An 11679-nucleotide genomic window follows, 5' to 3' on the forward strand; every position below is an offset into this window, starting at 1 on the left:
CGCCACTCGACCGCGAACGTCGACCCGCGCCCGGCCGCTCCACGGGCGCGGGTCGACCCGTTGTGCTCCCTGTCGGTCGTGGGCCGCAGCCCTGCGATCACCGGCGAGTTCGAGCCTCCGGTGTCACCCGCCGCTGCAGGACGGGTCGACGGCCTCGGCCGAGCCGGTGCCGATCAGGCCGAACGTGGCGGTCGCCCCGGCGGCCAGCGTCCCGTTCCACGACTCGTTCGCCGCGGTGACCGCCGCGCCGTCCTGCGTCACCCTGGCTCCCCAGGACTGCGCGACGGTCTGGCCGCCGCCGAACGTCCAGGAGACCTGCCATGCCGTGATCGCGGCCGTCCCGGTGTTCTCGACGGTGACCTCACCCTGGAACCCGCCCTGCCACGACCCGGTCGTCTCGTACGTGGCCGCGCAGGCGGTCTCCGAAGACGGCGGCGGGGTGGTCGGCGGCTCGGTCGTGGGCGGCTCCGTCGTGGTCGGCGGGTCCGTGGGCGTCGTCTCGGACGTGTCGCCGTAGATGACGCCGCGGCCGTTCGTGCCGAGGTAGACCCGGCCGTAGACGCGAGGGTCGCCCGTGAGTGCCTCGCCGGCGTTGCCGTACTGATGCCGGTCGTCGTTGATGCGCGTCCAACTCCCGCCCGCGTCGATCGACCGGAACAGCCCGGTCACGCCGTCGACCGTCCCCATCAGGTACAGCGCCGGGTAGCTCGCGCCAGGGGCCGCCTTGCCGAACCCGACGTTCACCGCCGAGGAGATGGTCGAGATCTTCGTGAAGCTCGCCCCCGAGTCGGTCGAGTGGAACAGTCCGGTGTCGCCCGCAAGCCAGATGTCGCCCTCCCCGCCCGGCAACGCCTTGAAATGGACGCCGCTCGACGGCAGCCCGGACGCCGCCGTCGCCGAGAACGACTGCCCGCCGTCGGTGCTGACGTAGAACCTGCCTCCCGACACCGCGTAGAACGTGCCGGCGTTCACCCGGTCCGACTCGACGATCGCGTTCGCCGGCACACCGGACGACCGGCTCCAGCCGTTGCCGAATCCGGCCGAGTGGACGACCGGCTGCCCGCCGTCGCCGGGCGCCCACACGAAACGGCCGCCGTCAGCGGCGGCCGCGACCGTCCCGCCGTTGTTGACGCCGCCGGGTTCGGTCCCCTGGAACCAGTTGGCGCCGCCGTCGGTCGAGAACGCCACATGGCTGTCGTTCGGCCGGTCGGAGTCGGTGAAGTTGCCCGCCCGCACCATCACGCTCGGATTGCCCTCCGCGTAGTCGAGGCTGGTCGTGCTCGTGAAGACCGGCTGCGTGAACATCGTCGACGGGACGGAGTCCAGGTCGGTGTGCCGGAACCCGCCGATGTCGCCGAGCCCGCTGACCAGCGGTGCGCCGGACGGCGGGCTGATCAGGTCGAGGACGGCGGTCTCCTCCAGGCCCCGCACCATCGGCCGGATCGTGATCTTGCCGCCGGTGTCCCACCGGGTGAGGTCGCCGGTCCCGTAGATCGTCGCGCCCGTCCCGTACATCAGCCGGTCGGAGTCGAAAGGATCGATCTCCACCGACTCGTTCATCCAGCCGAGCTTCGGGGTGACCTCCGGTGGCGAGGGGTTGGCCCCGAACGTCAGCCAGGGCACCGAGGAGATGTCCTGGGTGTAGCGGAGACTGCGGTTCGGATAGCTCGTCCAGTCCCAGATGCGGGTCCAGTTCGCACCGCCGTCGGTGCTCCGCCACATGATCATGTCGGGCCACCAGGAGACCTGCGTGGCGACCATCAGGGTTCCGGGATCCTGGCGGTCCACGGTCAGGCCGCTGTATCCGAAGTAGTCGTCGGAACTGCTCGACGGCACGGGGCTGATCTGCGTCCACACCCCCGACTGCGTGTCGAGTTTCCACACGTCGCCCTTGGCCCCGTTGTAGGGGCCCGCCGTGTCACTGGTCGCGATGTAGAGCATGTGGCTGGACGCGTCCAGCACGCCCTTGTGCGCGATGTAGCCGGTGGGCTGTCCGGGCACGCGCTCCCACGTCACGCCCGCGTCCGTGCTGCGGTAGACGGTGTTCTCCTTGTCCGCCACGCCCGCGTAGATCGTCCGGGTGGGAGCGCCCGCCGTCCCGGTGCTCTCGTCGAACGTCACCCATACGACGCCCGGACGGTGGCTGCCGTAGCCGGTGGTGTCACCCGGATCGTCCGAGTAGTCGCCGGGGTTGGGGAAGCTGCTCACCTCAGACCAGCTCACGCCCTGGTCGGTGCTCCGCCACAGCCCGTTGCCCTCGGGCGTGCCCAGGTAGAGCACCCTGTTGTCATGGGGATCGACCGCGAGCCGTTCGCCCATGCCCCGTCCCGGCATGTTGCCGCCCAGCTTGAACGGCAGTTCCGCGACCTGCCATGTCCGGCCCCGGTCGGCGGAACGCAGCACCGCGCCGTTGTTGGGATCCCAGTCGTTGGTGTACATCCCGACCGCCGCGTACACCCGGTCCGCGTCCACCGGGTCGGCGGCCAGGCTGATCACGCCGTTGTACCCCCATCGGTCCCAGCCGACCCAGTCGAGCAGCGGAATCCACCGCCCGGCCGCCTGGTCCCAGCGGTAGGCCCCGCCGATGTCGGTGCGGGCGTAGACGAGGTCCTTCTCCTTGCGGCTGAACACGATCCCGGGCACGAATCCGCCCCCGCCGATCGCCACGTTCTTCCACGTGTAGTCCCCGGCCGCCGACGTAGGACGGGGCGTGGCCGCCGCCACCCCCGCCACCAGGCCGGCGACCAGGGCCAGCGCCGCCAGCACACTCGCGACGGCCCCGGTGAATGATCTTCGCATGGGCTCGAACCTCCTCGTGGTCCCGGTGACCAGGAGGCTGATCGAAGCGCTTCGACACGTCAACGTCTTTCACGGGCCGGCGCCCTCACCGGCCCGAACGTCCCTCACCGCATGAAAACCGGCGTCAGGAGCGTTCGAGGGCCGCGCGGGCCCACCGCGCCGCCTGGCGGGCGAGCTCGTCCTGCCGATCGCGCCCGGTGCGGTACTTGATCTCGGCGAGCAGATTGCCGGCGCGGAAGAGGACCACGGAATCGCCGGCCGGGCCGGGTACGGCGAAGGCGGCCTCGCCGAGGCCGGGGAGCGGCGTGACCCGCTCGGTGGCCTCGGCCCGCTCCTCGGCGAGCAGGCGGCGGGCCGCGGCGGCGTTCGCCGTGGTGCGGAGCGTGAGCCTCAGCCGCTCGTCCCCGTCCGCGAGCGCGGCGGTCTGCCAGACGCAGTCCTTCCTCGGCCGCCCCGTGGACGAGTCGGGGCTCTCGTCGCCGAGATTGTGGAAGGTGCGCACCAGCCTGCCCGCCTGCTCGGCGCTGATGAGACCGCACGGGGAGGGTGCGGCCGCGAAAGGCGCCGGTTCGGCCGCCCGGGAGGACGGGCTCGCCCGGGACACCGGCGGCGCGTCCTCGGAACCGCGGGTGGCGACGACCACGACGGCCACGATGACGACCACCGTCGCCACGGCGCCGGCGAGGGCGGCGACGATCCAGGGCCGGCCCGTCCCCGGAGACCGGGCGGGAACGGTGGGACGTCCCGTATAGGCGGGACGCGGCGACGGAGGCAGGGCCGCCGGAGGAGGAACGGTGCGCTCGCCCGTCACCAGGGCACGCAGGTACGCCTCGGCCGCCTCCGCGCTGAGGCGGGCCGCCGGATCTTTGACCAGCAGCCGCCCCAGCAGCGGGCCGAGCGGCCCGGCGGCGCGGGGCGGCTCCGGCTCGTCGGCCAGGACGGCCCCAAGCGTGCCCATCAGCGTGCTGCGGGCGAAAGGCGGACGGCCCTCCGTCAGGGCGTAGAGCGTCGCGCCCAAGGACCAGAGATCGGAGGCGGCGCCGCCGAAATCGTGCCGCACGCGTTCGGGCGCCATATAGGCCGGCGACCCGATCAGCGAGCCCGGCCGCGTGAGCGTGGCCTCGCCCTCCAGCGCGGCGATGCCGAAATCGGTGAGGACCGCGGCCCCGTCCTCACGCAGGAAGATGTTGGCGGGCTTGACGTCCCTGTGCAGGACGCCTTGGGCGTGGGCGGCGCGGAGGGCCCCGAGAATCTCCAGGCCGATGCGCGCCACCCGATCGGGCGGCAGGGGACCGTCGTCGGCGAGCACCGCGTCCAGGGAACGGCCGGGAAGCAGGTCCATGACGATGCACGGCCCGCCCTCCTCGACGACGACATCGTGCACGGTGACGATCGACCTGTGCTGGAGCAGGGCGGCCGCCCTCGCCTCGCGCAGGGCACGCCGGGCCGCCTGGTCGCGCTGCTCGGGGCTCAGATGGCCGGGCAGCCGGAGCTCCTTGACCGCCACGTCCCGGCCGAGCAACTCGTCGCGGGCGCGCCACACCACGCCCATGCCGCCCTCACCGAGGCGCCGGACGAGCCTGTAGCGCCCGCCGAGCGTACGGGCCGGCGCGGTCATGACTTCGCCGCCGCCGCTCGCGCGATCCAGCGCGCCGCTTCGCGGGCCTCACCCGGGGACGCGGTGCCGCGCACGTACATGTGCTCGATTCTCAGCACCGTGTTCTTCACCCGCAGCACGACAGCGGATATGTCCATGGTCTTCGACAAACCCGTGGACGTGTAGGCGAAGGCTTCGTCGCCTATCCCGGCGATGGTGCGCGCCCGCGTCTCCCGCGCCTTCACATGGTCGACGTTGATCTCGGGCCATCCCCAGTAATGGATCCCGGGTGTGGCCGCGTTCTTGGTGCTCACATACTTGTTGTGCGCCTCGGCGGGCGATTGCGGGGGCGGCCGCCCGGCTGTGCGGCCGAGGTCGCTGATCATGAATCCGCGTTTGGAGGCGGCCCATCCGCAGGACTTCTCGTCCTCCTCCACCTGTGGCTTCCCTCGCGGGAGCAGCCGGCTCACCTGCTGCCGGGTGAGCAGACCGCACAGGTCGAGGCCCGACGTACGCGGCGACGGCGTCGCCGAAGGTGCCGCCGGAGGGCTGGACGACCCCGCCGGCGCCGAACCGGGAGTCGCCCGAGCCTCGCCGTCGGAGCCGTTGAGCGCCACGGCTCCGACGACCAGGCCGCCGACCGCGACCACGGCGACGCCCGCCGCGATCGGAACCGCCACCCGCCAAGGTCCTTTCCGCGGGGGAGCGGGCCAAGGGACCGGAGCCGGACCGGGCAGCCCCGACGGCCTCCCGGCGGACACATTCCGCAGAACCCGCCGCACGTCCTCGGCCTTCGGCCGCGCGGACGGGTCCTTCCGCAGCAAATACCACAGCAGCGGTGCCAGGGACCCCGCCTGCCGCGGCGGCGCCGGCTCCTCGGACAGGACGGCCCCCAGCACCGCCATCGGGCTGTCCCGTCTGAACGGCGGCCTTCCTTCGACCGCCGTATAGAGGGTGGCGGCGAGCGACCAGAGGTCGGACTCGGGGCCGCCCGGCTGCTCCCGCAGCCGCTCCGGGGCGATGTACCCGGGCGAACCCACGAACGTCCCAGTGCGGGTGAGGGCCGGGTCGGCGTCGATGCTCGCGATGCCGAAGTCGGTCAGGACGACCCGTCCGTCCTGGCCGAGCAGCACGTTGCTGGGCTTGACGTCACGGTGCACGATGCCCTTGGCGTGTGCGGCCTCAAGCGCGTCCAGCACCTCCAGGCCGATCTGGGCGGCCACCGCCGGCGGACGCGGGCCGTCCCGCCGGAGCACCTCCTCAAGGGAAGCGCCGCTCACCAGCTCCATGACGATCCACGGCCGCTCGTCCTCGATCACCACGTCGTGCACGGTGATGACGCCGGGATGGTCGATCAGCGCCGCCGCCCGCGCCTCCCGCTGCGCCCGGCCGGCCGCCACCCGGCGCTCCTCGGCGGTGAGAACGTCCGGGAAGACGATCTCCTTGACCGCCACGGTGCGGCGCAGCGTCTCGTCCACGGCGGACCAGACCGTGCCCATCCCGCCGCTGCCGAGCCGTTCCCCCAGGCGATACCGGCCGGCGAGCACATGATCTGACACTCGGTCCCCTTCCACCGACCGCGTGGCCGCTCCACCTCGGCGCCGGACACGAGCTGGTCCAGGCCGAGCGGACATGCTGAACGACGACACCCGCCACGTCCGCGACCTCGCCCAGACAATGGGCCACCCCGCCACGACGCAGACCGCGCTGCCCGCCCCCGTGACCGAGACGCCAACACGGTAGCGCCTAGAGATCACACCGGGCAGACGCACCCAATGCAGAACCACACCGACAGTGCGTGACACGCATCAGGCCGGACGCCCCCGGCGGAGGCCCGGCGACCGCGACCGTCCTCACTGGGCGTAGCGAACTCCCGGGCCAGCGCCACCGGGCCGGTCGATCGGCAGTCACCGCCCCCGCGAGGGACGGCCCATGGGCGGGAACTGAGGCAGGTCTCGAGCGTCCGCGCTCACCTCGAACGTGCACGCGGTCGCCGAGGCGAGGACGCAACACCGAAGACCTCGACACTCATGCCGCCGCAGCAACCGAACGTAGCCGGATCGTGCCTGCAAGGGTGCCGACACGGGAGGCCCGAGATGATCTCCCGGAACGACGGACGCCCCGACCGGCCGTCACACTTCGGCTGGCCAGCACACTTCATCGAGGGCGCCTCCGGCAGGATTCGAACCTGCGGCACCCGCTTTAGGAGAGCGGTGCTCTATCCCCTGAGCTACGGAGGCATGTCGTCGCTCGCGGCAAGAGCGTAGCGGACGGCACCTACAGGGTAGGGGAAGGGGCGCGTTGCGCGCTCCTTCTTATGTGGCGCCCCAGGACTCTAGGCCTGGTGGGGCCGCTGTGGGTACGCTTCGGTGCCGTGACGGGTCGGCATCGCGGGCAGCCGAGTGGCAGGGCTGCCGAAGACGAGGTGGACGAGCGTTCGTCCCGGGCCAAATGGATCGGCGTCGCCGCCGGTGTCTTCGTGGTGCCCGTCGTGCTGGCCACCGTGATCGTGTTCGGGGCGAGTGAGGAGTCGCCGGGGGAGTTGCCCGGGACGGTGGGGACCTCCGCGCAGAAGGTGGCGCCGGCCGTCCCCGCAGGTGAGCCGACGTACGGGGAGTACATACCGCCCGAGCAGGAGCCGCAGGCGGCGACCAAGGCGCCGAATCGGGCGCCCGCTCCCAGGACCACACCGCGGCGGACGAGACGCCCGCCGGCGCCGTCCCCGTCACCGTCGCAGACCACGACGAGGAGGCCGTGCCCACCAGGGTGGGAGGACGTCTGGTGGATGCGAAGGTGGTGCGAGCGGCAGGGTGATCGCGATGGTCACCGTGGCCGCTGAACCGATTACGCACAGGTCATCGTAGAACCTGTAGTACCGTTCTGCCGCTGTTCCGCATTTGGGCATCAGGAGGAAAACCACCGTGCCGTACCCCCGGTCGGCGGCGCTGACCGCGGTCTTCCTGGTGATGACGACGCTCTCACCGCTCGGCGCCGCCGGCGCGGCCGAGGGCGACACCCTGGAGTCGTTGCGCCGTGAGGCGTCGAAGGCTCGCACCGAGCTGGAGAAGGCCACCAAGCAGATGAAAGGCCGGCAGAAGGATCTGGCCGCCTCGCAGGTCAAGCTGCGAGGCACCCTGAAGGACCTCGCGGTGGCCGAGGCCGAGCTGAACAAGATCCGTGAGCCGCTGGCCAGGCTGGCGAACTCCTCGTACAAGCAGAGTGGCGCCGTCGGGTCCATGGCGATCTTCGGTGGGGGCGATCCGAGCCAGGCGCTTCGCTCGACGGCGGACGTGACGCTGCTCGCCAGGTCGCAGCAGGCGCTCGTGGACCGCGCCGACGACCTGCAGTCGCGGCGGAAGCGGCTCGCGTCGACCGCGCAGGAACTGCAGTCGCGCAACGCGGTCGAGCAGACCCGCCTCCAGCAGGAGGTGAACGGGCTGAAGACCAAGTCGGCGGAGCTCACCAAACAGCTCAACACGATGCTCGACAAGCTTGCGGTGAGCAGGCTGAAGCGGCTGCAACTCAAATGCGACGAAAGCCTCGCCGCCGACGCCAAGCAGTTCCCCAACGGGCTGATCCCGGCGAAGTACCTGTGCGACCTGCCGCAGAAGGGGCACAAGCTGCGGGCGGACGCGGCGCTGGGCTTCTACAAGCTGAACGCCTCGTACAAGCGCCGGTTCGGCCGCGACATGTGCGTCACGGACGCGTACCGGAGCCTCTCTGAGCAGCACTCGGTCTACGCGCGGAGGCCCGGCTTCGCGGCCGTCCCCGGGACCAGCAACCACGGGAAGGGCCAAGCGCTCGACCTCTGCGGCGGCGTGCAGAACTCAGGCTCCGTCCAGTTCAACTGGATGGAGAACAACGCCGGGAAGTTCGGATGGATCCACCCGGCATGGGCCTACAGCAACCCGTTCGAACCCTGGCACTGGGAATTCGGCACCGAAAACGAATAACCCACCCCCGACCCACCACGCAGCGCATCACCCTCAAACACCACCCAAGCCCAACACCGCCAAGTGCAACCACGCCCCTGGGACCGACACGGCCCGAGGACAACGCGGCGCGGGGCCAGGACCGTCCGGGACTAACCCGCCGGGGGGCCAGCACTGCCCGGGGCCAACACGGCCTGGGGTCGGCCCGAGGTCACGCGGCGCGGGGCAGCTCGGCCCAGAACCGGCTCGGCCCGAGGGCAACACCGCCCGAGGCCAGGACCGTCCGAGACCATCACCGCCGGGGGCGGCACGACCCGGGACCGGCACGGTCCGAGGGCAACGCGGCTCGGCCCGGGGGTCGGCACGGCTCGGGACCGGCACGAGGCCGCTGCGTACCGTCACGGCGACCTCGGCAGCCGGGCGCATGTCTGCGGGCGTTCGTCAGGCTCTCCCGGACGATGCGGTACGCGGTGCGGCCCGCGATGGCAGGTACGGCGGGGCGACGAACAGCGGCAGCGGGGCGAAGGCCGGCGCGCTCACCCAGGCCGTCGTGCGGACGGGACGGTGCGCCGCGACGATGAACAGGGCGATCAGCGTCGGACCGGTCATCAGGTGCGCGAACGTTCCGGTCACGAGCAGGGCCACGGCGAGCTGGACGGGCCACCGCCGCCGCCAGAACAGCGCCGTACAGGCGAGCGCGCCCGTGATCTGGTCGGCGATCACTCTCGGTTTCCTGTGCTTTGTGCTGCTCGCCCAGGGCGTCGGCGGTCTCGTGCGGGAACTCGCGCGGCGCCGGCCCCGGGTGGTGTTGCCCTCGATCCGAGCTGGCCCCAGACGATGCTGCGGCAACGTGGTGCGGGGCCAGCACTGCCTGGGGTCGGCTCGGGCGCGGGGTCGGAACGACCTGAGAGCAGTACCGCCGGAGAGCAGCACCGGTCGGGGTCAGTTCGGGCCCGCGGGGAGCACGGCCCCAGGTCAGCGCCGTTCGGGGGCGGCAGCAGGGCCTGCGGGCTACTTGGCGCGGGTGTGTCGAGGCTAGGCGGGGCCGCCCTGATAGGGGGCCTCGGTGGCGGGGACGACCTCGGCGGTGCAGTAGCGGCAGCGGCGGGCCTTCACCGGGATGTCGCTGAGGCACTGTGGGCACTCGTGCTCGGCGGCCTCCTTGCCCCGGTCCATTCGCTCGATCAGCTTGGTCGTCGGCAACACCACGAGGAAGTAGACGATCGCCGCCGTGATGACGAACGCGATCGCCGAGGTCACGAAGATGCCGTACGGGAACTTGGTTCCGTTGATCGTCACGGCCAGGGCCGTGTAGTCGGGCTCGCCGCCGATCAGCGCGATCAGCGGCGTGATGAAGGAACTCGCGAAGTCCTTCACCAGGCCCGCGAACGCTGCTCCGACGACGAACGCGACCGCGAGTTCGACGAGGTTTCCGCGCAGGAGGAACTTCTTGAAACCACTCATGCCGGCTCCGGGGGTTAGGGGGTGCGTCTCCCTGGTGAATCGAGAGCGCAGGAACGGCTACGGATGGTAATGAAACCTTGTGTGACATGCCAAGTTCAGGGTTGCGGGTGAGGGTCCGCTGCGAGTGAGAGTCGACTGCGGTGGGGGCGGGAGTCAGGGATGTCGTGGGGGCGGGGCGTACCTCGGATCAGCGCGCCGTGGTGGCTGCCGGTCCGTCGGGGGCGGCGGTCTGGGGCCGGCCCAGGGGACTGACCGTCCACGGTGAGCACGCGCCGGGGGGTGGCGGTCCGGGGGCGGGGCAGGGGGCTGACCGTCCGCGGTGAGCACGTGCCGGGCGACCGGTGCGTCCAACATCGTTGGGGAATCGCGCAGCTTCGGGACGTGAGGCCAAGCTTGCTCTTGATTACGGGGCAGGGGCGGTGATGGTGAGGGTCAGGGGGGCGGTGGCGGCCGCTAAGGCGAGGGCTTGGGCTCTGGTGGTCGCCAGGACGACCAGGGCGCCCTGTCGGCTGTCGGCCTCGTCGGGGGCGGGGACGGTGATGACGGGGATCGATGACACCACGACCCGGGCGTCGCCTCGGGGGTGGCTTGCGGTGGCGTCGGGCAAGGCGGGTGGCGCCGGGGTGGTCAGGACGTCGATGTGGTCGCCCGGGTGGAGGAGGCGGACGGCGTCGGCGTCGGCTATGCGGACCGGGGTCGCGACCGTGCCGGGGCCGTAGGCGCGGAGTAGGCCGTCGCCGACGACGCGGGCGTCGGTGAGGGGCTCGCCTTCGCGCATGGGGGCGGCGAGGGTCCGGCCGGTGCCGGAGCGGAGGGCGCCGGACGGGACGGCGGCGGGCGGCAGGTTCACATGGTGCAGGTCGGTTGGGGCGAGGGCGGTTCCGGCCGGGAGGTCGCGGGCGGCGGCCAGGACCCGGACGGACGGTGGCGGACCGGGGCGCAGGGCCATGAGGGCGAGGCCCGCGGCGGCCGCGGCGAACAGTGCCGCCAGCGGCCGTCGCAGGCGGGCTAAGCGGGCGTTCACGGAAGTTCCAGGGGGAGCTTCATGCCGTCCAGGACGTTCGGACAGGGGCAGGTGCGCTCGGCGGGCAGCGTCTTGACGACGTCGGCCACGAGGGTGCGGAGACGGTCGATGTTCTCGCCGAAGACGCGGAGGACCTCCTCCATGGTGACGCCCTCGCCCTCCTCGATGCCCGCATCGAGGTCGGTGACAAGGCACAGGGACGTGTAGCAGAGGGCGAGTTCGCGGGCGAGGACGGCCTCGGGGTGGCCGGTCATCCCGATGAGCGTCCAGCCCTGGGAGGCGAACCACTGGGATTCCGCCCGGGTCGAGAAGCGCGGCCCCTCGATGACGACGAGGGTGCCGCGGTCGACGGGGTCCCAGCCGGCCGTCCGCGCGGATTCCACGGCGGCGCGGCGGCCCGCCGGGCAGTACGGGTCGGAGAACGACACGTGCACGGCGGCGCCCGACTCGTAGTAGGTCTGCTCGCGTCCGGACGTGCGGTCGGCGAGCTGGTCGGGGACGGCGAGCGTGCCCGGGCCGTAGTCGGGGGTGAGGGAGCCGACCGCGCTCGGCGCCAGGACCTGCCGGACGCCGAGTGAGCGCAGCGCCCACATGTTGGCCCGGTAGGGGATCTTGTGCGGCGGGAACCGGTGGTCGCGGCCGTGGCGGGGGACGAACGCGACGCGGCGTCCCGCCAGCTCGCCGACGGCGATGGGGTCGCTCGGAGGCCCGTACGGGGTCTCGACTCGGACCTCCTCGACGTCGTGAAGGAACGAGTAGAACCCGGAGCCGCCGATGACCCCGATCTCGGCGGTGGGCGGCGCGGCGGAAGGCTGAGTGGACATGGCGCCGACATTAGCCATCCCGCGCCGGCGCCCGGGAGA

The 11679-nt window shown here is 71.9% G+C and carries 9 protein-coding genes and 1 tRNA gene; 2 read left to right on the top strand and 8 right to left on the bottom strand.

The genetic code is table 11. The features are described from left to right. Window positions 1-123 precede the first annotated feature (123 nt). The 4 genes from AB0C35_RS06775 to AB0C35_RS06790 all read right to left on the bottom strand — a co-directional run bounded on the left by AB0C35_RS06775 (window position 124) and on the right by AB0C35_RS06790 (window position 6636). On the bottom strand, window positions 124-2799 hold the full coding sequence (locus tag AB0C35_RS06775; protein ID WP_358451424.1) for a cellulose binding domain-containing protein: 2676 nt from the start codon (window positions 2797-2799) through the stop codon (window positions 124-126). Window positions 2800-2923: 124 nt separating this feature from the next. Beyond that, entirely contained in the window at window positions 2924-4417 is a 1494-nt protein-coding gene (locus tag AB0C35_RS06780; RefSeq protein ID WP_358451426.1) for a serine/threonine-protein kinase, read from the bottom strand. Further along, window positions 4414-5955, bottom strand: coding sequence for a serine/threonine-protein kinase (locus AB0C35_RS06785; protein WP_358451428.1), 1542 nt, complete (start codon window positions 5953-5955; stop codon window positions 4414-4416). The genes AB0C35_RS06780 and AB0C35_RS06785 overlap by 4 nt, the downstream gene beginning before the upstream one ends. 608 nt (window positions 5956-6563) lie before the next feature. Beyond that, window positions 6564-6636 (bottom strand) — tRNA-Arg (locus AB0C35_RS06790). Between the two features lie 134 nt (window positions 6637-6770). Between AB0C35_RS06790 and AB0C35_RS06795 the strand changes: the two genes are divergently transcribed. Together AB0C35_RS06795 and AB0C35_RS06800 are read left to right on the top strand one after the other, a co-directional pair. Continuing rightward, window positions 6771-7235, top strand: a complete 465-nt coding sequence (locus tag AB0C35_RS06795; protein ID WP_358451430.1) for a hypothetical protein — start codon at window positions 6771-6773, stop codon at window positions 7233-7235. Between the two features lie 82 nt (window positions 7236-7317). After that, a complete protein-coding gene (locus AB0C35_RS06800; RefSeq protein WP_358451432.1) occupies window positions 7318-8349 on the top strand; it encodes a D-alanyl-D-alanine carboxypeptidase family protein in 1032 nt (343 codons plus the stop codon). Between the two features lie 420 nt (window positions 8350-8769). Here AB0C35_RS06800 and AB0C35_RS06805 read toward each other — a convergent pair whose 3' ends face one another. From AB0C35_RS06805 to AB0C35_RS06820, 4 genes are all read right to left on the bottom strand, one after another. After that, window positions 8770-9051, bottom strand: coding sequence for a hypothetical protein (locus AB0C35_RS06805; RefSeq protein WP_358451434.1), 282 nt, complete (start codon window positions 9049-9051; stop codon window positions 8770-8772). Between the two features lie 312 nt (window positions 9052-9363). Further along, a complete protein-coding gene (locus tag AB0C35_RS06810) occupies window positions 9364-9792 on the bottom strand; it encodes an MscL family protein (RefSeq protein ID WP_358451436.1) in 429 nt (142 codons plus the stop codon). A 403-nt stretch (window positions 9793-10195) separates the two neighbouring features. Then, window positions 10196-10816 carry an RcpC/CpaB family pilus assembly protein gene (locus tag AB0C35_RS06815; protein WP_358451438.1) on the bottom strand — a complete coding sequence of 207 codons (621 nt, stop codon included), beginning with the start codon at window positions 10814-10816 and terminating at the stop codon, window positions 10196-10198. Continuing rightward, window positions 10813-11640 (bottom strand): S-methyl-5'-thioadenosine phosphorylase, encoded by an 828-nt coding sequence (locus AB0C35_RS06820; protein ID WP_358451439.1) that lies wholly within the window; start codon window positions 11638-11640, stop codon window positions 10813-10815. Before AB0C35_RS06820 ends, AB0C35_RS06815 begins: the two co-directional genes overlap by 4 nt. Between the last annotated feature and the right edge of the window lie 39 nt (window positions 11641-11679).

It is taken from the genome of Spirillospora sp. NPDC048819 (assembly GCF_040650055.1).
Lineage (GTDB): Bacteria > Actinomycetota > Actinomycetes > Streptosporangiales > Streptosporangiaceae > Spirillospora.

Coding starts and splice junctions, on each gene's coding strand:
- AB0C35_RS06775 (WP_358451424.1), bottom strand. CDS start 2,799: ATGCGAAGATCATTCACCGGGGCCGTCGCGAGTGTGCTGGCGGCGCTG.
- AB0C35_RS06780 (WP_358451426.1), bottom strand. CDS start 4,417: ATGACCGCGCCGGCCCGTACGCTCGGCGGGCGCTACAGGCTCGTCCGG.
- AB0C35_RS06810 (WP_358451436.1), bottom strand. CDS start 9,792: ATGAGTGGTTTCAAGAAGTTCCTCCTGCGCGGAAACCTCGTCGAACTC.
- AB0C35_RS06820 (WP_358451439.1), bottom strand. CDS start 11,640: ATGTCCACTCAGCCTTCCGCCGCGCCGCCCACCGCCGAGATCGGGGTC.